Below are 26,292 nucleotides of genomic sequence, written 5' to 3' on the forward strand. Positions count from 1 at the left end.
GCTTCGGCACTTCGAGGACAGACTCTCAGTCGTTCGGGCTCAGACGCCAGAATTGCCGGCTGGTCCGGGAGGCGAACTCACGGATCAGGTGGACCTGGCCATCGCCGGCGATGATGAATGCCAAGTCATCCCAAACGACCAGATTCTGGCTCTTTTCGAGCAGGTAGCCACTGCCGCAGTCCGGGCGAAAGACGAAGTCCACTCCATCCCGGCTCCCGTTGACTTTCATTTCGACGTGACCCGGCTTGAAGGCAGGGGGTTCAAGAACATAGTGAACGGCCGATCGCGCCGGCAGGTCCACGGTGAAACGTCCGCCCAGCGATTCTTCCGATATATTGAACGCCGTCATTTCGGGCCCGGTGGCCTCACTGAAGCCATAGGCCCGCATCCCCGCGAAAAGCAGGGTCTCATCGTCGAAATCGATGACGGCTTTCTCGGCCTGTTGGGTCTTGTTGATCAGAACAAGGTGAACGGTCTGACTGGTGCGATCGATTGAAGCGTAGATGGAGTAGGCCGCGGCGTCCGGACCGACAGCCGGCACGCTGATGTCACCGAAAGTGCCTCCATTCCCGTCGTAGTCGCGGAAGAGTTGGAAAGCCGGGATGATGAAGCCATCGACTTCGCCCCAATAACAGGCCGCAAAAACGCCGTAGCTGCCGAAAATGCCAAGAACGTCGGCCTGGGCCAGACCACCGCTGTAGTTCTGCCTGCCGCCGAAATCGTATTCCGAAATGCTGAGCCCCGTATCGGGATAATGGGTGTTGATCGAACCAAACACCCGAGGAAGCAACTGAATGGGTCCCTGTGTCCGCCATTGAGTAATCCAGCTTTCCTCGGTGTAACCGGGATCCCAGAGTGAGCGCGGAGCCTGCAGTCGCGCCTGAGTCAGCGGCTCAAAATCGCTCTGATGATCGGTCACGCGAGTGTAGACGTCGCCTCCACTCCCGTCGGTTCCGCTCACCACGGAGGCTTCCGGGTAATAGTGGATATCGAGGACGTCGAGAAGCCGGCGGCCGGCGGCGACCGATCGCTGGTTCATTTCACCAAGGTAGGCACTGATGAACCAGTCGTAGGTATCGCTGAATGTGGACCAGTCCGGAGCGGACTGAAAATCTTCGAAAGCCCCCCAACCATAGAGCGCCGGACCGAAGATCAGGGCGTCCGGATCAAGTTCCTTCACCATGGCCGCACAATCCGCGCCGATGTCGACGATCTCCTTCACCGTCGGCGTCTGAGGGTGAATCCGTGGATGCGTGTGCGGCCAGAGGGCGGGTTCGTTGTCCAGACTGTAGGCGAAGACGCCGCCTTCGGATGCCGTACCGTAGGTGTGCACCAGGAAATTCACCTCCTCATCCAGGTAAACGAAATCGTCGGCCAGGTCCGGTTGAAGCATCAAGGGACCGCCTTTGGTGATGCGCACCGATTTCCACCGGTCGCCTGGAGCTGTCTGGGCCTCGCTGACCGTTCCGGCTCCATCCGCCGCCACATAGCCGGCCAGTTGGAGCGTGATGAGACTGGGCCGATTCCCCCCCCGAGCGTGATTGACGCTCAGCATGACGGCCTCACCGGGTCTGGCCTGATCAACCGCGCTCCGGTCATTGACCAGGAGGTTGTCGCTGTGATGGATATAGTCACTTCCGGCATTGGAAAAGTTGTTCTCCCAATTGTAGCCTGTCATCCGATTTCCTCCCATCCGCTCGAGGGTGAAGCCGGTCGACTCCGAGGTGGCGTTGCGTGACCAGTCATTCAGGCCGTAGACCAGCGGACTGATCGGGGTCTGGGGACCTGACAGGTTGACGTAGAACAAGACCTCCGCCCGGGCCTGCAGTGCCGCCAGAAAAAGGAAACTCAGAAACAGGATTCTTTTGTGAGTCATCAGTGATGAACAGGGTATCAGATGCGAACGATCACTGTCCAGCAACTCGATCCGTTCCATTCGTGGATCACCCGGACTTTGGCGCGGGTCTGGGCAAGGCGAGTGCGGTGGATAAGGACTTGGGCTTTGATGGACGGCCCGGCGGTCCGTCCCTACCCGATCGACCCGAGAGCAGGGCGTGACCGCTGGGTGCGCCGTCGAAGCACTGACAACTTTCGCGATTACACCGGTTCGGAAAGGTCACCTCGGGCAGTTCGACGAGCTCACTGCAAACAGGCCCTTTGACGGTTCGGCAGGCTCAGGGCAGGCCGCGTGCAGGCTCCCCAGCTGGGGAGCGTTGATTGAAGTGAGGGCGATGGAGGAAGGCCGCACCCGGAAGACGAGAGAGAAGCGCTTGGCGGTTCCTGAATAAGATCGCGGGCAGGTCTCCCTGCCCTCTCAATTGCGATGACTTCATTGATGGCTGATTTGGAAAGCGATCCTATCCGGATGGTTCACGATTTGAACGAGCTCGTTGCGACACCGTTTCGGGACCGGGTGAATGCGCTTTGCTGGCCGCGGGCGCTGCCCGGTGATTTCGGAGAAATCGTGGCGAAGCTGGAAGTGGGCGAAGGGATTACCACCATCGATGATGCGCGACTCCTGGCATTGGATCTGAGCCAGGCGGGCCGGGTTGCCCGGGATGTCCTGCTGCGCGATCTGAAACGGTTGCGCGAACACGACCTCGCGCCGCAGATCGACTGCATCAACGGCTACCCACACGAAACAGAAGCCGATCCCTTCCCAACCCATGTCCAGTCCTTTCACGTCGATAGCGCGACCGCGGCGGCCGACACCTTTCTCTGCACCTATTTCGGACCGCCGACCGAAGGCTTGCGCAATGAGGAGGCGATCCGGCGCGTGGATATCCCGGCAGCACGGGCCCGGTTGCTCGACCTGTATGGCGGGAAGGACGACGAAGATTTCCTCGTTTACCTGAACGAGAATTTCCATGATCTGCACTACGTTCCGCTTCCCGGAGCCCGGCCCTATTCGTTCGGGATCGGCCACCTCTGGCGCATCGCCTGTGCCTGGCCCGGCAGTCCGGTCCCTCCCTGCATTCATCGTGCCCCCGCGACCATTGCCGGAGGGCCGCCGCGGTTGTTGCTGATCAGTTGAGAACGGCATCGGGACAGGCTTTTGCGGCTGATCCAAGAAACTGGTCGACAGCCTTGCCTTGAGCCACCGCCGTCCCAGAATCCAGCCGATTTCTGTCATGAGCACCCATACCCCCAATATCTACCCCACCCTGCCGAACCGTCCGGATGCCGACATGGTCGCCCGCTACCGTGAGGACGGTTACCTGGCATTCCTGAGTGTCCTGTCCCCTGAGGAGATCCAGGCGGCATCAAATGGCATCAACGAGTTGGTTCGCAAGTATGCTTTCAACGAGGAACTGACCGAACATGTCGGCGGGGCTCACGGTAACAAAATGAAGAACGGACGGGGTACGCTCTTCAAGTCCCGCACCTCGGATTTTCATTTTCAGGTGGAGGGTGACTACGAGCCGAAACCGGACCGGCTTGACGAACTGGCCGACAATATCCGCAAGTTCCAGTCCTACACCAACGAACTGCCCATTTACGATTATATTGCCAATCAACACCCCAGACTCCGGGCCCTGCTGGGGGCGGTGCTCGGTGAGGATTATGCGCCGTATTCCAGCATGGCCCTGTGCAAACCCGCTGGGATCGGGGCCGAAAAGCCCTGGCATCAGGACCTTGCCTACTTCGCGGTCAATCGCTTTGACGGCGTGGCGGGCGTCTGGATCGCCCTGGATCGGGCGACGGTCGAAAACGGTTGCATGCACGTCATCCCGGGAGGACATCGCACCGGGCCGCGGGAACATTACTGGTCCAAGGTCGACTGTGAGATCACGACGGAGAAGGTGGATCCCGGCGAAGCGGTTCCGATCGAGTTGCCGCCGGGTGGCCTGATGATTTTCGACGGCCTCCTGCCGCATGAGACGCCTGCCAATCGCTCGACCCTGCGCCGCCGTGCCCTGCAATTCCACTACCGCAGTGCCGCCACCCAGGTGGTGCCGCGGGAGGAATACATGAAGAAATTCACGGGGCCCGATGGCATCTTCATCGGATGCGATTATTCGAAACTCGAGACGGTGAAGTAGGTCGGTGACCCACGGACCTGACATCATACTTCCTCTCGAACCGTCCCCTTCCGAGAAAGGGATCCCTATGATGCCAACATTGAACGATGATCCCTTTGTCGGACCCTCGTAGAGCATCTTGACCGTGATAAATTGCCTCTTGCCGAGTCCGGTCAATCCGGAGCGCTCCGCTGCGGCATTCGAGTATGACCCGAATGGCACTAAGATAAGGAGTATTCAGGAGGTTTGATGAATTGTAGCAGTGGCAGTCTCTTGCCGCGAATCCACGTCGAAGCGCCCCAAGAGACTGGGGCGGCTACACCCAACACAGGGACGAGCAGGAAACGACCGTTCGCAGCCCGGGAATCGACCTATCTTAGCGCCATTCGAGTATGACCCCTGCTATCTTCTGATCCGGCGCCACTTCAGCAAAGACGGGTTTGTGCGCTTTTTGAAAACAAAACGTAGTGCACTAGAATGGCGCTTAGTTAAGGGTGTTGATCGATGAGTCCACCATTGGCTGTCAGAACGGCGCGCCCAGCGGTCACGCCCTACCTGATGAGACCGATCTGGCGGTAGGGCGTGACCGCTGGGCGCGCCGTCGACCTGTCCCGGCCCATCCCGATGGTGTCGGGAAGCACAACCGAGACCCGAGATGTTTCCCTCAACGTCCGCTAACTAAGTGCCATTCTAGTGCACTACGTTTTGTTGGGTTTGTCATCGTCTCGCGATCAGAGGCCCGACTCCGCGGGAGGGGCACGAGCCCCGAAACCTCGCGAAGTCCCGCCCCCATTGGAATTCCCCAATTGGAATTCCCCGATGGCGCTCGCCAGCGCCTAGCTCGAACGTCAACCTTCGCCAGTGAACAGTGTCGATCCTCAACTCGTCCGAGAACGCACTTCCTATCCACGTCCCGTCATTAATTCGCCCCCTCCGCTGGTTTCGGCCTACGAGTGGAAGCTGACAGACAAACACGGTAACAAGCTTGGTCGTTGGCTTTACCGGGCCAGTCCTTCGCCCGAGACCGGGGCCAATGATGCTCCATGGACCGATATTTTTGGGCGCGACGTCCATCAATCGGAATTCCTCGCCGGGCGAGACTTCGCTGTCACGGCGATCGCCGACGATGAGGCGTTCAGCATTCACCTTGTCACGCCGCCAGGACCGCCCGTGGAGTTGTTCCGACAGCCCGAAAAACTCAGCGTGCGCGCCCTCAGCGCCGATGGACGCTACATCCTGGTGCAATCGGCACAGCACGGAAACTGGTATCGGCCGGAGCTGCTGGTCTTGGACATGGAAGGCCAGGTACGCGCCCGACTCGGGTCGGTCGATGGCACTGTTGGCTGCCGCGCAGACCAACTCGCCTGGGCACCCTCCCCCGGAGACCTTCGCATCGCAATCCTCCACGAAGCAAGCGGTTTTTCCCAACCCGCGATCTGGTTCCCGTTTGAAGATCGCGTCGAAACCATCATCACCGGACTGGCGGGTGATCTTGGCGGCTTTTCCTCCGATCAATGTGGCATAACCTGGGACCGCACTGGCAACGAGCTCATCCTCTTGCGTAGCTTGGATGGACGCACCGATCTCCATCGTTATCACCTCGCCACCCGAAAACGGGAAACTCTGCAACCGCGCGATGGCACCGTGTTTCGTCACGAACTCGACGCCAACAACCGCGTCATCGGAGTCTGGGCGGCAAACCACGAATACGCCAAACGCTTTTGTGAAACTGAGCGTTTCGGTACGCCCGGATTTCAGCCCTCACGGCCCCTGCATCGCTGGCATTTCCGCCGCATCGCCGGTGTTCCCTGCTTCGTCGTGGGGCAGCAAAACAACGCCCATGGGCCTCAATGGACGCTGTTCGACGGCTACGGTATGCCAGGGTATCATCATGCCGACGGTTATAGCTCAAACATCGCCCTCTGGGTGGATCACGGTTTTCAGGTCGTGCTGGCGAACACCCGAGGCAGCAGCGGTTTCGGCCGGGCATGGCGGGAGTCCACGTTGACCAATTAGGGATTCACCGAGCTCGAGGACATGCAACGCGTCAGAGCGGCGCTAATCGCCGAGGGCACTGTGGACGACAGTCGCACCATTATCAGCGGGGCCTCGTGGGGTGGTCTGATGACGTTGCCGGCAATGGGTACACAGCCCGAACTTTGGGCGATGGGCTTGGCTATGGCCCCAGTCGGCGATTACGAAACATGCCACTGGGAGGCCAGTCCGCTCATCCGCGCCGTGAACCGGACAATGTTCGGCGGCAACGCTCAAACCCACGCTGCATCATATCGAAGAGTCTCGCCATTGACCTACATCAATCACGTTCGTCGACCCATCTTGATTTCGACCGGCCGCGACGATCTGCTCTGCCCCCTTCAGCAGAATCTCAACTACGTTAATGCGTTACGATCCCGCGGCGTCACGTGCGAATTGTCTATCTACGACGGCGGTCACGGGCCCGCGAGCCGGGACGAGATGGAAAAGCACATTACCCGGCAGCTCGAATTCGCTCTCGTGCATTGCCGAAGAGTAGACGAAGCGGAGCAAGAGGGTCGGTCCAAAGGAACTCGGCAATAAAGGGTGGTCCGCTTGTGGCCATCCGAGGGGTTCGAACTGTAGGAGTTCAGTCCGATTGTCCATCAATGGGAGGCCGCTCTTCCCGATCGCCGCCGGTTCAAGATAGCCGAATGGCCCCACTACTCCGGAGGCCCGCGGACCTTCACCTACAGCTACCTGCCGGGAACCGACCTGATTGATTCGGTCAGCAGCGGTTACTATGAACGCTCGACATATTGGCAGACATTCCGCAGGCTGGAGGACGCAGTGGAAACCACCTGGAACGGCTCTTTGCGGGTAAGTTACCTCTGCGGCCACGACCTTGAGAACCGTGCCTGTTCGGACAACCGACTCATGATGTGATGGTTCCGAGAGTCCGGGAAGCGTTTGACTTCCGGCAATCATTCCGCCATTTTGCGTCACATTATGGCATTTGTCAGGCGTTTTCTCCAGCCACCCCGGGCTCATTTTTTCCTGCTGGGACCGCGGGGAACGGGCAAGACTTTGTGGACGCGGGAGCAGCATCCGGAGGCGCTGGTGGTCGACCTGCTGGATCCCGCCACGCACCGGGAACTGGTGGCGCGTCCGGAGCGACTGGCGGAACTGGTGGCGGGGAATGCGGAGCGCAAACAGGTGATCATCGACGACGTCCAGAAAGCACCTGAACTGCTGGAAGTCGTGCATGGTCTGATCGAGAAGAAAAGCGGGCAGCAGTTCATCCTGACCGGATCCAGTGCGCGGAAGCTGAGGCGGGCCGGAGTGAACCTGTTGGGAGGACGGGCGCTACACCTGTCGATGCATCCCTACATGGCCGCCGAACTTGGAAAGCAATTCGACCTTGGAGAAGCGCTCAGGATCGGGATGTTGCCGCTTGTCTGGGCCTCAAAGGAACGGGCAGGGACGCTGGCAGCCTACAACGGCTTGTATCTGCGCGAGGAAGTGCAGCAGGAGGGATTGGTTCGCGACGTCGGTTCCTTCGCCCGATTTCTGGAAGCGATGAGTTTCTCCCACGCGGCAGTGCTGAACCTGAGCAATGTGGCACGGGAGTGCCAGGTGAAGCGCAAAACCTGCGAAGGCTACCTGCAGATTCTGGAAGATCTGCTGCTGGGATTCAGGATAGAGGTTTTTGCCAAGCGGGCCAAACGGCAACTGACCACCCATCCGAAGTTTTACTACTTCGACACCGGGGTCTACCGCTCCAACCGGCCGAGCGGACCGCTGGACGCACCGGAGGCAATCGAAGGCGCGGCCCTGGAGGGGTTGATTGCCCAACATCTCCGCGCCTGGTGCAATTACTCCGAAGGCAGCCACAGATTGTATTACTGGCAAACGCGCTCACAAGTGGAAGTGGACTTTGTTGTCTACGGAGATTCCGGCATTCATGCCATCGAGGTCAAACACTCGGCACGCATCCGCCCAGAAGACCTGCGAGCCTTGAAGGCCTTCGGAGAGGACTATCCCCAGAGCCGAAGAATCCTCCTCTATCGTGGCAAGGAACGGGTCTTGCGGGAGAACATCCTGTGCCTTCCCGCCCAGGAATTCCTCCTCCAACTCAAGCCGGGAAGCCCTCTCCTATCGGCTACACCGATGTCTTCCAGGTGACCCCATACTTGCTCTCCGGGTAAACATTGCCATCGGCCCGGATCGGTGGTAGAGACGTTCACGATTCTTACGTTTCCCATGTCGTCCACGGATGTGCTCGTGATATCCCCTCCTGTCGCGAATTTCGGACAGGCCACTTCCGGAATATCGGTCCTGGTTGCCTATCTCCGGCACAAGGGATGGACCGCCCGGCAATGGGACCTGGCCATCGACGCCTTCCACCACTTTCACTCACCCGCCTATCTGGGCGGGTGCGCAGAGATCATCCTGAGGGAATCCAGGGACCCATCCCTTCGCGACGCCTGCGTCCGTGTAGTCGCCGAAATTGAAGCGGCGAAGAATGCCCTGCGCACGCCGGGCATCGAACTGGACCGCGATCGCATGAAATGGGCGTTTGAAACGATCAACGACGCCGGAATCGTCATGACGGCTGCATCGCGGGGGCGTTATGAACATGATTTCCGCCATTTCGGAGTCAACGGCGCCTTCCGTTCGTTCCCTCACCTCGAGGCATCGCTCGCGGATTCCGAGCAGAACCCGTATCTGGACTACATCGAGACCTGCGTAATCCCGCGACTGCGGCGGGAACGTCCGCGAGCCATCGGAGTCAGTCTGACCTATTTCTCACAGATCATGCCGGGCTTCACCCTTGTCCGGTTGATCCGGAGGCACTTTCCGGAAATGCCCATTGTGGTCGGCGGCGCTTACCTGACCGCAGTCGAGCACGATGTCGGGCGCATTCCCACCTCTCTCCTGCCGGCGGATGCGATCATTCTCCACGATGGTGAGGAAGCCCTCGATCTCTGGCTGGAGGCGGTCCTGAACGAAGAAGGATCCCCTGAAGACATCCCCAATTGCCATCTGGCGGACGGGACCTTCATCCGTGGCCGGGGGCAAAAGCACACCCACACTGATCTTGATTCGGTTCCGGTGCCGATGTGGACGGCGGACGGGCTGGAGCTCGGTCGCTATCTCGTACCCAAATACCCGATACCCATTCCCCTCGCCCGCGGGTGCTATTGGGGACGTTGCTCCTACTGCAACATTTCCTGCCAGACTTCAGCCACCTACCGGACGCGACCAATCCCCAAGGCGCTGGAAGATCTCCACGCGGCGATGGCGGAGACCGGATCGAACTGGTTTGACCTGCCGGTGGACTCCTATCGCCCTCGGGAGCTTCACCAGTTGGCCACGGCCATCATTGATTCGGGACTCGAGGTCGAATGGGGGGCCGAGGTTCTTCTCGACCCCGCCTTCAAGGACGACGTCATCGCCGACCTAGCGCGGTCCGGGTGCCGCACCCTGCGTTTCGGCCTGGAGAGCGCGTCGGTGAATACCCTGAAGGCCATGAACAAGCCGTCCCGTCCCGACACCGCCCGGCGTATCTTGGAGGCCTGCAAACGAAACGGCATCCAGACCGCGGCCATGTTGATCGCCGGGTTCCCGACCGAGAGTCAGGCTGAGCTCAACCTGACCTTTGATTACCTATGCGAGAACCGGGATGTCATCGATTTCCTGACCATCCACCAGTACTGCCTGGTCCCGGGGTCTCCCATGGCAAGAGACCCGTCACGGTTCGGGATCTATGTCCTGAAACCCGAGGCCGTCCTCTGGACCAGCCTTCCCTTCGTGAACACCAATCCCATCGGGATGCGAAACGAGGACCTTCCGCGGGTGATCGCGTCGATGAAGGACGGACTTCGCCCATTCTACCAGGACCTCGGTGAGCTCTGGACTGTCGCCATCGGTGGATGGATGACCTTCCCGGCCTGCTGCGGCAGGCGGGAGGAACTCGTTCACCCGATTGCGGGCGGGTGATGCGCCGACCGGTTCGGGCCGAGGTCGAAGGCGCGCCGGCGTTTCCAGCCATCACCACGGTAATCGAGCAGCCACACCCTGGACACGGTTGTGGAGACGGGCAGGCTTGGGGCTGCCTCCCGGTCAAAGCGATCGGCAATTGACCTGAGGTCCTCCGATCCCATGCCGTAAGCCACCGTGAGATGGGGCAGCGGATCCCATTCCGGTTTATTGTAGGGCGGATAGTCGGGATAGAGTCGGGTGATCGCGTTGATCAACGTGATGATCGGCTCCGGAGGCTCGGGGGCGAGAAAAAGTGTCCGACTTGAAAAACCCTTCCGGCTGAACTGAAGATCAAAGGTGGAAAACCCGCGGAAAAACACCTCCAGCTGCTGCAGTGTCTCATCGCTGATCGCATCGGGGGGCATGAAGGGCCAGAGGATGGTGACATGGGGCGGGAATCCGTGTCCGGCCGACGGGTCGTAGAGGGATCGGAACCGGCCCACGACCGGATCGAGCTCAGGGAAGAGCAGCGCCAATGACGTCTGCGGCGGATGGATCATACGCAACGGAAGACTGCCCCCATCGACTGATTGGTGTCAACGGGCGTGCGAACGCCTTCTCAACTGACCTGACGAAGCTGGAGGGTGTCGATGATCTTCTCGCGCGCCAGGGCGTTGGTGATGACAACAAGCCAATTCCCGGGTTTCACCCACCCCTTGCTTTTCAGGACTGCCTTGGCATTGCGGATGGTCTGTTCCGGGTCGTCGGAAAACTCCATGAAAAAGGGCTCCACCCCCCAGGGCAGCAGCAATTGTCGAAAGATGGATTCGATGTCGGTGAAGGCGAAAATGGGAACCCCGCGCACCCGGAGGGCGCCAAGAACATAAGCCAGGTGGCCGCTGCGGGTGAAGACCAGGATGGCTGATCCGGGGAGTTCCTGGGCCAGCATGCCGGCCGACCGCAGCATCTTGGATTTGGGCTCGTGGAGAGTGATCCTCTGGTTCAGGTTCCCGCTCACGGAAGGCTCGATGCTCTCAATGATGTTTTTCATCACCTGCACGGATTCGAGAGGATAGGCCCCGATGGTGGTCTCGCCGGAGAGCATCACGGCGTCGGCTTTTTCGCGGATGGCATTGGAAACATCGGAGATCTCGGCCCGGGTCGGCATCGGCGAGGAAATCATCGTTTCCAGCAGATGGGTCGCAATGATGACGGGCTTTCCTTCAGCCTCACAGGCGGCGACCAGTTCGGTCTGCACCAGCGGCAGACGGTGGTAATCGATTTCAATCCCCAGATCACCGCGCGCGACCATGATCCCGTCGGCCTCGCGGATGATCTCCACCATATTGCGGACTCCGGCCTGGTCCTCGATCTTGGCGATGATCTTCGCGGATGATCCCAGGCCTTCAAGGTAGCGTCGAAGCGTCCGGATGTCTTCCGCCTGGCGGACAAACGACAGGGCAACGAAATCGATGCCCGCCCTAACTCCGGCTTTGAGGTCGTCTTCGTCTTTGCTGGTCAGACAAGGCAGATTGACATAGACACCGGGCAGATTGAGATGGCGCTTCGATCCGATTGATCCCGGCGTGAGCACTTCGCACCGGATATGACCTGCATCCTTTGCGATGACCCGCATTCGGATCAGTCCGCTGTCAACCAGAACCGTTGTGCCGACCTCCAGATCTCCGGGCAGACCGGGGTAATTGACCGAGACGGCGGATATGTCGCCGGTCGGCTCAACCCCTTCGATGTGGAACTCAAAGTGGTCGCCAATCTTCAGATTGATCGGGGAAGGAACATTTCCGGTCCGGATCTCCGGACCCTTCACATCCATCATCACGCCCACATGGCGGTCGACCTCGACCGAAGCCTCACGGATGAACCACATGGCGTCATCGACCCATTGATGCGAGGCGTGGGCCATATTGAGGCGAAGGATGTCCACTCCCGCGATGATGAGCTTTGCCAGCATTTCCTTGGACTGGGTGGCCGGACCGAGGGTGGCGATGATCTTGGTGTGCCGGTAATAGGAGGAAGTCGGACGCATGGTCACCATAAAGCAGGAAGAGGGCCATCTTCCAAGGACCGAGATGACCGCCGGTTCTTGACCGTCCAGCAAAAGGAGCCGCCAGCCCCCTTGTCCCGGGGATCGTGAGGCCGGGCGGTGCCGGGTTGTGAAAGTTCCATTGTTGCGGAGATGGCCGTTGGACTCCCAGATTCGGTCATTGATGAATTCCTGGATTTCCTGGAGGGTAAACTCGTCGCGGGGTCCATTGAGCCCAATGTCGCTCCCGGGACGGCGTTATCGATGACTGCGCCGGCGAAGGCACAAAACCTCATGAAGTATCCGATCCGTTTCCCTTTCCTTCTGTCGTTCATTCTCCTGCCCCTGACCTTGGGCGGCCGTGCCGAGGACAGCCGTGCGGGCGGCTACAGATCCGTGGCCGACCGCATCGCCAACCGATCCTATCCGTCGATCTTCCAGGCCTGGAACCCCGCCGATAATCTGGCGGACGAAGATCCGCTGGTCACGGCGGCCCGGCATGACCTGATCTTCCACGGGGCCAGTTTCTACGGCCTCGTTTGGGACAATGCGAACGAAGGCCTGGCCACCGGCTTCACCCCGGAAAGCCTGGCCGATGCGCCCGCGCGAAGGGATGCGCTGATGCGGCTCAATCCCAACCTGATCCTCATCATGGAAATCCGCTATCGGGATGCGCGGGAGGATTTTCTTGGAGCGGGTCATGGATGGTGGCGGCGGGATGAGAACGACGAATTGGTCATGGGGTGGGAGGAAGGCGGGTTCATCCAGATGGATTATTCGAATCCGGATTTTCGGGGTCACGTGGCCCGACGGGCGGCCGCGGCGATCGCAAGCGGCGCAGTCGACGGGATCATGCTCGATTGGTGGGACGAAGATGAAGACCGCCTGGCCCTCGTCCGGACCATCCGCGAACAGATCGGCAGCGACGCCCTTATCCTGGTCAACGCCAATGATCGTGAGATCCCGATGACAGCCGCCTACATCAACGGTCTCTTCATGGAATGCTACCGCAGCGGCAGCGCCGCCGAGTGGAGCCGGATCGAGAACACCCTGATCTGGGCGGAGGCACACCTCCGGGCGCCCCGTATCAATTGCCTGGAGACGTGGTTCCATCATTCGCGCAGCGACTTGGATCTGATGCGTGCCACCACCACCCTGGTTCTGACCCGATCGGAAGGCTATGCGCTTTTTTCCGACCCCAATCCCCTTCCGAAACCCGACCATCTTCACGACTGGTACGATTTCTGGGATGCCGATGCCGGCGTGCCGGTTGCGGCCGGTGAAACCTGGCCCGACGGCTCCGTGCGGCGGTCTTTCTCCAATGGCATGGTCGTCTACAATCGGATGGGCAACCCGCCGGTCGCGGTCCGTTTTGAGCGGCCCATGTTCAGTGTTGCCACCGGGCAGACCTCCGTCGAACACGAGGTCCCGTCTTCTGATGGGGATATTTTCCTGAAATCGACCGACAATTGATCCGCGGGAAGGTCGTTCCAAGTCCTTGACGCCGGTCTCGATCGGGGCGACTGTTACCCATATTCATGGCTTCGGACATTCCGCTTTCAGACAAACCGAGCCATCGTGAATCCATCGCCAGATGGAAGGGGATTGTTGCCGAGTTTCAGCGGCCGGATTTCCTGCGGGCCAGCTGGCAGATCGTCAACACGATCGGCGCCTACGTCGCGCTCTGGATTCTGATGTATCTGAGCCTGTCGGTATCGTGGTGGCTCACCCTCCCGCTGGCCATTCTGGCCGGGGGATTCCTCATCCGGATCTTCATCATCTTTCACGACTGCGGCCACGGATCCTTCTTCAAATCCCCAAGGGCCAACGCCTTCTGGGGATTCGTCACAGGGGTTCTGACCTTCACACCCTATTACCATTGGAGGTGGGAGCACTCGCTGCACCACGCGACGGCGGGCGACCTCGACCGCAGGGGAGTGGGCGATGTCTGGACCATGACGGTCGAAGAGTACCTTAATGCTTCCCGTTGGAAGAAGCTTTCCTACCGCCTGGCGCGCAATCCGTTCATCCTTTTCGTGGTCGCGCCCCTGTTCATCTTTCTCATTTACCAACGCCGCCCCTCGCCCACCGCCAGCGCGCGCGAGAAAAAGTCCGTCTGGGCGATGAACTTCGCCCTCGCCATCGTCGCGGCCGGGTTGATCTACATCTATGGTTTCCTCCCCTGGATTATCATCCAGTTCACGACAATGGCGGTGGCCGGATCCTGCGGCGTCTGGTTGTTCTATGTGCAGCACCAGTTCGAGGACGTCTACTGGGAGCGGGGTGACGATTGGGATTACACGACTGCGGCGATGGCGGGAAGTTCCTTCTACAAACTTCCGCGGATCCTTCAGTGGTTCTCGGGCAATATAGGATTCCACCACATCCACCACCTGAGTCCCCGGATACCGAACTACAATCTGGAACGCTGCCATCGGGCCGATCCGATGTTCTCCGACGTCAAGCCCCTGACCTTGTTCTCCAGTCTGAAGTCGCTGACTTTCCGCCTCTGGGACGAAAAGGCGGGCAGGCTCATCAGCTTCCGGCATCTGCGGAAACATCACGGCCATGACCAGGGCACCGGGAAGTAGGCTGGCGGACGCGAATGGCGTCAGGCCGATTCGTCGGCTCAGAGTTGGGTTCTTCAGGTCGTTCGGTTGTCTGGTGTAGTCGCCCCAGCTGTGGTGAGCCTGCCGAACCCAGTCTCTTGGTGCGTGGCGACGTGGATTCGCGGCAAGAGACTGCCGCGGCTACATCTCATGATCCGTCCTGAACACCCGTTATCCTGGAGGCCGTTGCTGTTTGATCGGCCTCGAGGGTGTTTGCAGCTCGATCTTGCGGCGAACTCCAACAAAATGGCCGAACCATGAAGATCCGGAAGATCGAAGTGAACACCCTGACCGGGACGGCGGCTGAGCCGAATCTGGGCGACGGCCAGTGGCAGTGCCAGCCGCTGCACCAGTATCCGGATTTCCTCCCGCGTCACTCCCCGAAGGCCTCCCCGGCCGGACGCAAGCTGGAGGGGATCTTCGTGGAGATCGTCGGTGAGGACGGCAACACCGGCCGCTATGGCCCGCTCTATCGGGTTCAGGGACAACTGATCCGGGATCAGCTTGGACCATTTCTGGTGGGGCGCGATGCCCTGGCGATTGAAACCCTGCACGACCAGATGCTTCGCCTCGACCGGCATGGGCGTAACGGCTATTTAATGACAGCGATCAGCGCCCTGGACTGCGCCCTCTGGGACCTCAAGGGCAAGGTTCTCGGCCAGCCTGTCTACCGGCTTCTCGGCGGTCCCTCCCGGACCCGCCTGCCGGTCTACGCAAGCATGCTTGGATTCTCCGTCGAACCGGAAGCGGCCGCCTCCACCGCGAACCGGATAAAGGCCGAGGGCTTCGCCGCCCAGAAGTGGTTCTTCGCCCACGGGCCCGGCGAGGGTGAAGCGGGCCTGCGCCGGAACCTCGACCTCGCCCGGGCGCTGCGCGCAACCGTCGGCGCCGACTATCCTCTCATGTTCGATGCCTTCATGGGTTGGGATCTGCCCTACGCGGACCGCATGTTGAGCGGACTTGAGGAGGTGCATCCGGCCTGGGTGGAAGAACCGGTTCCTCCGGAGCACCTCGAGAGTTTTCGACGCCTGAAACAAGCCCATCCCGGGATACCCCTGGCGACCGGCGAGCACGTCTACGGGAGGTGGCAGACCTCGGAGTTGCTGGCGACCCGATCGATCGACGTCCTGCAGAACGATCCCGACTGGACGGGGGGCATCACCGAGCAGGTCCACATCTGTTCACTCGCATCCGCGGCCTCGGTGCCGGTGGTGGCCCACGGTCATTCGGTGCTTCCCGCCCTGCACATCGCCGCGGCCAGACCTCCGGCGACCGTTCCCTACGTGGAATTCCTGCTCTCCTTCCAGAAGGAAAAGCAACATTTCCAGGCCCGGCGCCTCTGGCCGGAGAACGGAACCCTCCCCCTCCCCGATGCGCCCGGGCTCGGCATGGAATTGGACGAAGACCGCATCGAGAGCCGACAGGAATTCACCGGTTAAGGTCGAGGTCGGTTGGCGTCCCGGCGTGGCCAATCAACGGAAGACGCAGGCGGAATGGAGCCGCTTCTTTGGCTAAGAGCCTGCCTAACTCAGTCTCTTGGGGCGTATCGACGTGGATTCGCGGCAAGAGACTGCCGCCGCTACATCTCATTATGCATCCTGAACTGCCTTTTTCTCGGTGACTGACAGGCTACAGGTCGGGATGGATCGGCACACGGAGCGTGGTGCAATTGAGCGCCCTGATCTCGATCGCGGCATCTGCGGGCAAGACTCCCTCAACCTTGAGGGATACCCCGACCGTTTCGCCGGGATGGAGGGCGGAGAACGCGCCTTCGTCGAAGACAAAGCGGGCCTCCCCTTCATTGACGAGGTCGAGAACCACGAACGCGATGCTGGTGCGACCGGGGTTGTGTAATCGGACTTCGTGGATGCCGGCTTTCGCCCCCGGTTCGATCGACACCTGAAGCCGTCCCTGGGGCCCCTCGACGATGGACCGGAAGAATTCCTTCCTCCGGTCGTAGTCCGCCATGTGTGCCTGAAGGGCGGCGGGAGTGGCTTTGCGGAGATGGATCATCCGGGTCAGGCCGAAGCGCTTGTCGGTGTGAGGGGCCAGCCGGCGGCCGGTCAGTCGGACCTCGAGCTCATTCCCCGTTTCGCGGATCAATCCGGCCGGGATGGGATAGTGTCGGCTGGGAAGATGCGGCCAACGGAGAGGGTCTGCCTCGTAGTTCCATTCCTTGTCCAGATCAAACAGGCCCGAACCAACGGTCTCGCCATTGAGGATCACGGTGTCATCTCCGGACAAGCCGGGAAGGTAAACCTCCAGGGATAGACCTTTCAGGTGGTCGGGCAGATCGAAGGTGGATGAATAAGTGGCGTCGAGTTCATCCCGGGCGGCATGCTTCTGGATCTTGTCGTGTTCGGTGGGCTCATCGACGATCTCGGCCAGGGTGTAGTAGTGAGGCGCGCTCACCTCCGTCACTTTGCCCATGTAGTGCAGTTTGAGCTTTTCACCGATGGCCACGCCGGTCTGATGGATGGTATCCGGCGAAACCGCCACGTAGTAGGTATTCCGATGCACCACCCTGCCATCAACTGTCGTCTCGAGGGCGAGGTAGAACGCCTGACCGGCGAGTCCCTCGGGAATGCGCCAATCAACCCGTCCGATAACGACACGCTCATCCGCCGGGATTTCCAACATATGCACGGACTCGTACTGACGCACGCCATCGATCGTGAAGATGCGCACGGTCGCCTCGATCCCAACCGGCTCGTGAGTGTCGTTGACGGCGACGAGTTCGGGATTGAGGCACTCACCGGGATGCCAGACAAACCGCTCGAAATCGGCGAGCGTGATGACCGGTTTGCAGGCGTTTTTGTACCAGTAATAGACGGGTTTCGGGTCGCCGTACCAATCGACGTGTTCCCGATGAAACGAGGGCCAGGACGCATTGATCTGCCAGGTCCAGCAACCGGAGCTCTCGTATTTGCTGGCACGGGCGTACTCCATGTTGAGACGGCTGTCGATACAGTGGAAAACAGAAGCATGGACAAGCGCCTGCTCCCAGGTCGAGGCGTCGCCAAAGGGTCTGGAGACCTCCTCCCACTCAGGCCGCTGGGCATGGTGATTCTGGTAAACGGTCCAATCAATCGGCCAGATGGCATCCTCCGGGACGAACTTCCGGATGTTGCCGGGACGGGCCGGTGAACGTCCCACCGCGCATTCACTGCGCAGGAGGACAAGGCGACGACGGCCCGGCAGGAGATCCCGGTATTTGTTCGTGGTGTAGTGGGGCGTGGACACCAGCCCCCCGTGCCGGTCGCCCCTGTAGGGTGAACCGCGTCGAAACTCACGGGTCCCGTCAACCCGGGCCACCAGCTCCGCGATCAGGTCGATGATCGGCCGGTTCTCGTGGTTGTCGGGATTGAATTCGTTGCCTCCGCCCCAGAGGGCGATGGAGGTCCGTTCGCGCAGCCGCTTCAATTCGGACTCCGCATTTTCAAGAAAGACGCGATAGTCCATGGCGGGAGCGGATCCGCAGGCGAACCAGAACTCCTGCAGGCAAAGCAACCCGAGTTCATCGCAACGGTCGTAGAAGGAATCGGACTCAGTCAACCCGCCGCCCCAGACCCGGATGAAGACGTAATGGGCATCGCGGGCCAGTTCGAGCAGGCGATTCACATGGGCATCGCGGTTTCGGTAGAGGTTGTCGACCGGGCACCAGTTTGTGCCCTTGGAGAAGATGCGCAGTCCGTTGACCAACATGGTCCAGGGATAGGGTTTCCCGACGATCGACCACATGCGGTTGGTCTGGCCGCTGGTTGCCTGGACCTCGAGATCGTTGGTGTTCGGGATGAACTCGACCCGGCGAAACCCGGCCCGGCGCTCGCGTTGGTCAAGAACTTCGCCCTTCCGGTTGACCAGTCGCGCTTCGATCCGGTGCAGGGGTTGCTTCCCGAACCCATTGGGAAACCACAGATCGGGACTGGAGAGGTTCAGGGAGAGATCGACCGGCAATGATTCACCTCCGGCCACAGAATCGAGGGCCTGACGGGCCTCGACCTTCGAACCGTCCGGCCGGTGCGCCGTCAACTCGACGGCCAGTCCGGAAGCGGAGGCGCCCAATCCCTCCACCATCCCGGTAAAGCAGACCGAACCGCTCTGGAGATCGGTCGACAGATCGGTCCGGATACGCGTCTCGCCGAAACGGGCCGAATCCATCCACTCGAGGACGACAGGGCGCCAGATTCCCACCGCAATAAGGTGGGGCGACCAGTTCCACCCGTAGGCGAATTGCGGGGTCGGACGTTGCGTCCGTATATGGGCGGAACTGTTCTGGAAGCCGCGCGAACTCGGTTGGGTGCCATCCTCCCAGGCCCGCTCCTGGGCGCGAACCCGCACCGCCAGGCGGTTGCCCCCGGCCAGCAGAAGAGCCGGATCCAGATCGATTGAATGCGTGAGGAAGCTGCCCTCCCAGACGCCGATCTGAACATCGTTCAACCAGGCCTCCGCGCGGTAGTTGATCCCCTGGAAGGTGAGCCGATAACGGCCATCGAGCCGGTCGAGATCGAAGTCCTTCAGATACCACCACTCCTTCTGCTCCATCCAGAGAATGTCGCGACTGTTCATTCCGACATATGGATCGGCGATGCGGCCGGCCTCGAGAAAGGCGGCGGGCGCGGTGGCCGGCACCGTGGTGACCACGGCATCCTCCGGTTTGTAGCCGCGCTGATAGGCGCGGCCCTTGTGGCCGAGGAGGCCTTGATCGAGGTCCAGATGGAAGAGGCGCCAGCCGGCGGATATGTCGATTGTCTGATGCATCGGGAATCGGTTGAAGTCGGAAGTCAGAGGGGGCACGCTACCAGGTCGGCCTCTCGCCGTGAGTCCCGTTGGATCCAGCCCACGGGAACGGCGCGGCTGCGGTTATTTTCCGGGTGGGTGATCATTCGTCTGGGTCAAGAAAGGGACAATCCCTGTGGATCGGCTGTTTCGGGGAGCGACCAGTCGCCGTCCAGCGGGGCGTGCACCCGGAACTCGAGACTGTCGTGTCGCACGGAGTACTCGCCATTTGAATACGAAAACCGGGGAGGGGCGGACACCCGTCCGCCGACCGGCAGGAGCAGGGTGTGGATGACAATCCTTTCCTCGCCCCGGACGGTGCAGCGCAGTTCGGGAGCCGGCCGCAGCTGATCGTAATAGGGGCAATGCCAACCCGCGAAGAACGGCGACCTTTGTCCCTCGTAGACCTGTGCGGAAGTTTCTCCCTCAGTCAGCGACTGCACGATCAGGTTGCTGTCCGGGAAGTCCGTCGCCCAGGCGGCGGCGGATTCATCGAGGGCGCGCACCGGCCCCTCGAAGAAATGCCAGAGCTGGTCAACCCGGGTGACCCCCGGTCCCTCGATCGTGTCCCGGACAATCCAACCGTGCGGTTTGGCAAAGAAGACCTGCCGGCGGTGGGTCACCCCGGGAAGACGGTTCTCCATCCGGGTGGAAAGACCTCGTTCGCGGAAGAGCGTCTCGTCACGGCCGGGCACCTCTTCCCCGAATCCCGCCTTGAAGATGCCGTCTGCATAGTCAAAGCGATCCGTCGTGACCATGCGGCCATCGGCATCCCCGAAGACCTGGCCGTATCCATTGACGAGGACGCAGTTGTAGGAAGCGGTCGCCTTGAAATACCTGGCCAGGGGCATCCAGTCGGCATGAGGATCGGAGGTGGTGTAGCGCCACTTGCCTCCGTTGATCAGGAAGTGACGACCGAGAGCCGACACTTCGATCGAAAGCTGATCCTGGTTCATGTGGTTGTCGCCCCACGGCCCCATGTCGAAATAGAGGTAGCGCGCCCGGGGACTCCAATCGCTGCGCATGATGCCGACCCGTGAATCCGGGTAGAACCAGGAGGTTGTCGACGGCGAATCATCCGCCCCGCTCCCGCGGAGGAAGAAGCCCACCTCCGGAAGATCAAAGAGCCGGTGGATCCGCTCCAGTTGGGGCCGGCGGTTGATCGAGCTGCTCGAATCATTGCTGACCGGTGTCGAACCGTCGGGCTTGTCCTGATAGAGTTCGGCGTAGCTGTTGCGGATGAGCCGCTCGCGAAAACGGTCAGGGAAGAGCCCGGCAAAGCCGTTCGTGCAGGCCACTTCATAAAAGCTGAAGAAACTGCGCATGGCCACCCAGTGGTAGCTTCCGGACATCTCGCGGGAGTATCCGTCTTCGGCGAAGAGTTCCGGCCACATCCCGTCGAGGAAATCGACCGCGTAATGCAGCCACGAATCCCGCTCCCGGAACTCCTGGTAGAACACGGCGATGATGCCGAGAGCGGCGACCTCAAGGGTGGCGTGGTTGCCGGTCTTCCAGTGTTCCTTTCGGAGAAATACGGCGTGTTCGTGGATCGAGATGAGAATCCGCGCCCATGCCTCCGGCGTCATGGCCGGGCTGTTGATGATCGCGGCGAGGGCTTCCGGCCAGGTCTCGGCGGCACGTCCGGCTGCTTCAAACGGGCGCCAGGTCGACTTCTTGTAATCAAGGTAGGGTTTTCCCGCCGGGTCGAACGGCGGAACGTTCTCAATGTAGTGGAGCATGTGCTCCACGATCGTCTCGGCGTAGATCTCGCTCCCGGTTTTCCGATAGGCTCCGGCCAGAAGCATGAAGTAGCCATGACGGACCAGTCCGCCGTTCCACTCGAGGTCTCCGGTCGCGGTGGCATACCAATCGAGCCCCGCAGACATATCGAGCGTCCCCTCCCCCAGGTGAAAGATCTTCCGGACAAAAAGATCGGCCTCCCCCTCGGCATCATGGTGATAAACGGGTCCAACCTCCTCCTGATGGTAGTCGCCCACCCGCTTCGGGAGAACCTCACGGTAGTGGGCGAGGCAGGCATCGAGGGAGGCAAAAGGCGATTCGAGAAGTGCGTTGAGGCGCTGCTCAAGGGATCGGGTGGGCATGGGACGGATGAGGAAGGATGGGTAAGGGAGGCCTTCCGCGGCGCTCAAGACGGATCATCGGGAAGGATTTCCCAATCTGCAATTTATATTTATAAATCAACCCCGGGAAAATCCCGTCAACCCCGTATTGTTCGACGCTCTGGGTTGCCAACGCATCCGGACGAGGCAGGATGGGGCCCATGAGCACCAGGAGAATCATCGTAACGGGCGGCAGCGGCATGGCGGGCCACTGGATCCTCAAGCACTTTCTCGATTCGGGCTACGAGGTGGTGAACGTCGATTCCCGCCGGCCGGCCGAGGAACTTTGCCGTTCCATTCAGACCGACCTGACCGATTCGGGGCAGGTCATCAACGCCTTCTCGCCCTTCGGAACCGGAAACCGCAGGCCCTATGACGGTGTGGTCCACTTTGCCGCCATCCCCAACGCGCACCGTTGGCCCAATGACGAGGTATTCCGGGTCAACACCCTGTCGACCTACAATGTGCTGGAGGCCTGTGCGATCCACGGGATAGGAAAAGTGGTCCTGGCCTCGAGCGAATCCTCCTACGGGATCTGTTTTGCGTCGGAGTTCTTCCCGCCTGATTATCTCCCGATCGATGAGGCGCATCCGCAGAAGCCCGAGGACAGCTACGGTCTCACAAAAGTGGTGAACGAAGTGACGGCGGCGGCGTTTCACCGCCGCACCGGGATGCAGGTAGTCTCGTTTCGACTCGGCAATATCCTCACTCCCGAGACCCACGACCGCATACGCGCCCGTTTCCCGCATCCGGAGGATCGGCTGCGCATCCTGTGGTCCTATATCGACGCGCGGGACGTCGCCATTGCCTGTCGTCTTGCGATTGAGAAGGACGGGCTGGGATGCCAGCCGATGATCCTTGCTGCAGACGACACCTCTTCAAACCTCCCCTCGGCCGAGCTCATCGCAAGGTTCCTGCCCGGAGTCACCGATCTGCGACAAGCCTTCAAGGGGCGTGAGGCCCTCATCTCAAACCGGCGGGCCCGCGAGGCCCTCGGCTGGACGCAGCAGTTCTTCCTCCAGGACACGCATCGCTGACGCCACCGTTGTCGGAACCGAATCCCAGTCACTTGACAACAGCCCGCAACCTGTCGAATTGGCCCGTGGGGAATCCTCATCCGGCGCTTTTCCGGAGACTCTCCACTGCCGCCCTGCTGCTCATGATCCTGCCCGGTAGTCCAAACGCTTTTGCGGATACACCTCCACCGCCGGCCCTTGGGAAAGTGATCATCGATCGGAACGCCGCGGACTGGGAATCGCAGCAGATCTTCACCTCGACGCCCGGCGCCTACTATGAATGGCACCAGGTCTCAAAGGTCGGCGACACCTATGTCCTCTCGATCGAAGTCGGAGTGGATGCCGGCAAACGCTGGCGCCCGGTGATCGCGGTCAGCACGGACCCCGTCTCCGGTTGGGCACAACTCGATGTCGACACGGTGCTCCAGACCAGGTGGGCGGGGCTTTACAGCGATGAGACGATCTACCATGTCGCGACACCGGCCTTTTACCGGATCGAGGACAGCTGGTATCTCTACGTGCAGGCCTGCCCTCTTCCGGCGAACCGCAATTACATCGACGGACACTGGGATCTCTGGTGTTTTGCCTGCGACCGGAAAATCCCGACACTTCCGGGTTGCCCGAGTCTTTTCATTCCCGGCCCAACCCATCCTGATGAACCATGACGCGATTCCCATGCCTGCCCCAATGAACCTGCTCAGACCATCACTCCAGAGGATCCGCGCAGGCGTGATCCCCTGCCTCTTTCTCCTGTCCGCGGCCGGGGTGTCGGCTGAACCGGCCGCTTCGCATTACGACTTCTACATCTGCGCCAACGTCAACCGGAATTATGTGATCGGGTCCACGATCGAGACCCTGAACGGACTCTTCCGGCTCGGTGACGATGGCCGGTGGGCGCATCTCGGCGTCAACGACACCACGATCACCGGATTGGCGGTCGATCCTCGCAATCGTGATGTCCTTTATACCACGACCCTGAATGGACTCTGGAGCAGCCGGGACGGCGGGACGAGCTGGCGATTTGCCAACAGCTGGGACATGACGGAAGGGCAGGACGTCGCCGTAGATCCCCACAGCCCCGAGACCGTCTTCCTCGCGCTGCCCGACGGCATCGCCGTTTCCACGGACGGAGCGATGACCCTGGCCCGTCGGGAGAACGGCCTGCCGGAAAGGGGCAAGTACACCCAGGCCCTCGCCGTGGACCGGACAACCGCAGGCCGTGTTCTGGCGGGCACCGCAAGCGGCATCTACCTGACCGAGAACCAGGCAATCGACTGGCGGCGGGTGTTGCCCACGGAAACCACGGTCAATGACATTCAGCAGTCACCCCACGATCCGACCCATTGGCTGGCGGTGACCGATACCCAGGGCGCCTGGGAGTCCAGCGACGGCGGTTTGAGTTGGCATCAAGTCGATGGGCTTCCCTCGGGAGAGGCCCTCTACAACGTGACGTTTGACGCGACGGACCCGATGCGGCTCGCGGTGGGAAGTTGGACCTACGGCATCTGGACAAGCGAGGACGGCGGCGGAAAATGGGTCGAACGCAACGCCGGATTGCCTGATCCGCACCGGGTGATGCGGGTCGGCGTCGATCCGAATTCCGGGCGGCTTTTCGCCAGTGTGTTCAAGGAAACGCTCTACTTCTCGGACGACTTTGGTCGGAGCTGGTCGCCGGACGCCCTCGAAGGTTCTGTGGTCAGGAAGTTCATCATCGTTCCCCGAGTGACTCGCTAACCCCATCCCGCAGCCATGCGCCATTTCATCACCACAGCTCTTCTCCTCGGGATCGTTCCGGGGCAAATTCATGCATCGCAGCCCTCCTTTGAACGACCAAAGCCACCCACTGTCGTCCTCACCAGGAAGGACGAGTACCGGGCGGCCTACCTCGAGCGTATCGCCGAGGTCCAGAACTGGGTCGTTGATCGCATAGATCCGAACGACCTGCAGAAAACCATGGGGACGGCGGCCATCGTCGTCAAACTGGTCAAGGGAGAAGACATCGAACTCTGCAACCAGCGGACGATCGAATTGATGAAGGAACCCGGCACGGGTCCTTTCTGGATGTTCCCCATCACCATGGTGGCCTTTGCCGGTCGGGATCAATTGTCGGAAGAGGCCCGAGGATCGATCCGCGAAGCCTGGCGAACCACCCGGCAGCTTCGCGGGGATACCGAGAACCACTGGGTGATGTACTACACCTCGCTTTACCTGATGTCGGAACTCTATCCGGATGAACCGGGCGAAACCTGGTATACCGGACGCAGCTCGAGCGAGAATCTCGAGGAGGCGCGCGGCTGGCTGCTCGACTGGATGAACATCACGACGACAATCGGACAGGGTGAATACAACACCAGTCACTATATCGGCGAATACTCCATCCCGATGCTCATGCTCGCGACCTGGGCGGAGGATCCCGCCATGCGCCAGCGCGCCCACATGATGCAGGACTGGATCTTCGCCGAACTGGCCACCGTCACGCTGGACGGTGTGATGCGCGGCCCGAACGCCCGGACCGATGAAACCTCGGTGGTTGAGCGGTGGAACGCACTGGCCTCCTTCTTCAGCTGGATCCTCTTCGGCAATACGCCGCCGACGGTCAACTACGGTGGCTGGGGCATGTTCTTTGGCGCGATCGGCCAGAATTACGAGTTGCCGGAAGTGATCTACCAGATCGCGGTGAACCGAACCGGTGACGTCCTGCAGCATGACCGGGCGCGGACCCGCCGCATCTGGCGCTACAGCGACCGGCTTTCACCGCCGATCCTCAAGACCCAGTATCTGCGAGAGGACTACGCGGTGGGATCGTATCAGGGAGGCATCAGCGACCCGATCCAGACCCATGTCTGGGATGTGACCTGGAGGGTTCCGGATCCGCGTGGGGCCCACCCCACCCTGTTCTCCCTTCACCCCCACTCATCCGGCCGGGTCATGCAGATGTTTTTCTGCACCTATCCGGATCCCATGCCGGAAGGAGTCACCCTCGAGGGCAAGCCATCCTACAACTCACCGGACAAGGTGCTGGGATGTTCGCCCTACGAACAGGTCTTTCAGGATCTGGATACAGTGATCGCGCTCTACGACATCGCACCGGGAGAACGATTTCCCCAGGTCAACGGCTTCTTTTCCAAGGATCTGGAGGACCTCAGCGAGGACGCGTCCGGATGGATCTTCGCCCGGGGCGGCCGCGCTTACCTGGCCTATCGCCCGTTGGCTCCGTACGAGTGGATGCCCTATCGCCATTATGCCTCGGCCTGGAACAGGTCCACGGAAGACGTCGGGGGAAAGCTCCTCGTGAGTCCGCATCTCAGGAATGGAACCATCGTCCAGGCGGCCAGCGTCGACGAATTCGGGAATTTCGAGGACTTTCAGGCGGCGATTCGCGCCTTGCCCCTGACGTTCGTCCTGGATCCGGTTCCCTCGGTCACGATGACAACCCTGAGGGGAAAGACGGTCGAGGTCACCTATGGGCAAGCGCCACGGGTTGCCGGTGAGATCCTCGATTATTCCAAGTGGAAGTTGTTCGAGGGCCCCCATCTCAACGCGGAGGTCGGCGGTCGAAGGCTGACCATCACCCACGGCCAACTTGAGCGGGTCCTCGACTTCAACACCCTGTCGATCATCGACCGGGTTGTTCCCTGACCGGGCGCTTTACCCGCATCCGCCGGTGCTGAAAGAGGCGGCTCCGATATTCCGTTTCGGCCAGACTCCTGCGCTGGATCCTTTTTGAAACCACAGACGCAGGAC

At 60.8% G+C, this 26,292-nt stretch carries 17 protein-coding genes; 12 read left to right on the plus strand and 5 right to left on the minus strand.

The window, feature by feature from the left end:
* Positions 1 to 25: 25 nt before the first annotated feature.
* Positions 26 to 1,876 (minus strand): glycoside hydrolase family 44 protein, encoded by a 1,851-nt coding sequence (locus tag R3F07_18775; GenBank protein ID MEZ5278434.1) that lies wholly within the window; start codon positions 1,874 to 1,876, stop codon positions 26 to 28.
* A 459-nt stretch (positions 1,877 to 2,335) separates the two neighbouring features.
* Between R3F07_18775 and R3F07_18780 the strand changes: the two genes are divergently transcribed.
* From R3F07_18780 to R3F07_18800, 5 genes are all read left to right on the plus strand, one after another.
* Entirely contained in the window at positions 2,336 to 3,034 is a 699-nt protein-coding gene (locus R3F07_18780) for a hypothetical protein (GenBank protein ID MEZ5278435.1), read from the plus strand.
* Between the two features lie 97 nt (positions 3,035 to 3,131).
* Positions 3,132 to 4,043, plus strand: a complete 912-nt coding sequence (locus tag R3F07_18785; GenBank protein ID MEZ5278436.1) for a phytanoyl-CoA dioxygenase family protein — start codon at positions 3,132 to 3,134, stop codon at positions 4,041 to 4,043.
* Between the two features lie 840 nt (positions 4,044 to 4,883).
* Entirely contained in the window at positions 4,884 to 6,038 is a 1,155-nt protein-coding gene (locus R3F07_18790) for a hypothetical protein (protein MEZ5278437.1), read from the plus strand.
* A gap of 966 nt (positions 6,039 to 7,004) precedes the next feature.
* Positions 7,005 to 8,180, plus strand: a complete 1,176-nt coding sequence (locus R3F07_18795; protein ID MEZ5278438.1) for a DUF4143 domain-containing protein — start codon at positions 7,005 to 7,007, stop codon at positions 8,178 to 8,180.
* A gap of 78 nt (positions 8,181 to 8,258) precedes the next feature.
* The gene (locus R3F07_18800) at positions 8,259 to 9,998 is read left to right on the plus strand and encodes a B12-binding domain-containing radical SAM protein (GenBank protein MEZ5278439.1); all 1,740 of its coding nucleotides are present in this window, start codon (positions 8,259 to 8,261) and stop codon (positions 9,996 to 9,998) included.
* Here R3F07_18800 and R3F07_18805 read toward each other — a convergent pair.
* Complete coding sequence (locus R3F07_18805) at positions 9,977 to 10,540, minus strand: 2'-5' RNA ligase family protein (GenBank protein MEZ5278440.1); 564 nt, start codon at positions 10,538 to 10,540, stop codon at positions 9,977 to 9,979. The genes R3F07_18800 and R3F07_18805 overlap by 22 nt on opposite strands.
* Before the next feature lie 59 nt (positions 10,541 to 10,599).
* Positions 10,600 to 12,027: a pyruvate kinase gene (gene pyk, locus R3F07_18810; protein MEZ5278441.1), complete on the minus strand. Its 1,428-nt coding sequence runs from the start codon at positions 12,025 to 12,027 to the stop codon at positions 10,600 to 10,602.
* Between the two features lie 150 nt (positions 12,028 to 12,177).
* Between pyk and R3F07_18815 the strand changes: the two genes are divergently transcribed.
* The 3 genes from R3F07_18815 (at position 12,178) to R3F07_18825 (ending at position 16,072) form a co-directional block, all read left to right on the plus strand.
* Complete coding sequence (locus R3F07_18815; protein MEZ5278442.1) at positions 12,178 to 13,497, plus strand: hypothetical protein; 1,320 nt, start codon at positions 12,178 to 12,180, stop codon at positions 13,495 to 13,497.
* 65 nt (positions 13,498 to 13,562) lie between these two features.
* A complete protein-coding gene (locus tag R3F07_18820) occupies positions 13,563 to 14,615 on the plus strand; it encodes a fatty acid desaturase (GenBank protein ID MEZ5278443.1) in 1,053 nt (350 codons plus the stop codon).
* Positions 14,616 to 14,890: 275 nt separating this feature from the next.
* Positions 14,891 to 16,072, plus strand: coding sequence for an enolase C-terminal domain-like protein (locus tag R3F07_18825; GenBank protein MEZ5278444.1), 1,182 nt, complete (start codon positions 14,891 to 14,893; stop codon positions 16,070 to 16,072).
* 190 nt (positions 16,073 to 16,262) lie between these two features.
* Here the strand turns inward: R3F07_18825 and R3F07_18830 are convergent, their stop codons facing one another.
* Entirely contained in the window at positions 16,263 to 19,394 is a 3,132-nt protein-coding gene (locus tag R3F07_18830) for a hypothetical protein (protein ID MEZ5278445.1), read from the minus strand.
* A gap of 134 nt (positions 19,395 to 19,528) precedes the next feature.
* The gene (locus tag R3F07_18835) at positions 19,529 to 21,514 is read right to left on the minus strand and encodes a heparinase II/III family protein (protein MEZ5278446.1); all 1,986 of its coding nucleotides are present in this window, start codon (positions 21,512 to 21,514) and stop codon (positions 19,529 to 19,531) included.
* A 179-nt stretch (positions 21,515 to 21,693) separates the two neighbouring features.
* Between R3F07_18835 and R3F07_18840 the strand changes: the two genes are divergently transcribed.
* The 4 genes from R3F07_18840 (at position 21,694) to R3F07_18855 (ending at position 26,187) form a co-directional block, all read left to right on the plus strand.
* Positions 21,694 to 22,569 carry an NAD(P)-dependent oxidoreductase gene (locus R3F07_18840; protein ID MEZ5278447.1) on the plus strand — a complete coding sequence of 292 codons (876 nt, stop codon included), beginning with the start codon at positions 21,694 to 21,696 and terminating at the stop codon, positions 22,567 to 22,569.
* 65 nt (positions 22,570 to 22,634) lie between these two features.
* On the plus strand, positions 22,635 to 23,213 hold the full coding sequence (locus tag R3F07_18845) for a hypothetical protein (GenBank protein MEZ5278448.1): 579 nt from the start codon (positions 22,635 to 22,637) through the stop codon (positions 23,211 to 23,213).
* A 10-nt stretch (positions 23,214 to 23,223) separates the two neighbouring features.
* Positions 23,224 to 24,282 (plus strand): hypothetical protein, encoded by a 1,059-nt coding sequence (locus tag R3F07_18850; protein ID MEZ5278449.1) that lies wholly within the window; start codon positions 23,224 to 23,226, stop codon positions 24,280 to 24,282.
* 15 nt (positions 24,283 to 24,297) lie between these two features.
* Positions 24,298 to 26,187 (plus strand): hypothetical protein, encoded by a 1,890-nt coding sequence (locus R3F07_18855; GenBank protein ID MEZ5278450.1) that lies wholly within the window; start codon positions 24,298 to 24,300, stop codon positions 26,185 to 26,187.
* Positions 26,188 to 26,292: the final 105 nt, after the last annotated feature.

The sequence above is a fragment of the Opitutaceae bacterium genome, from assembly GCA_041395105.1.
Lineage (GTDB): Bacteria > Verrucomicrobiota > Verrucomicrobiia > Opitutales > Opitutaceae > B12-G4.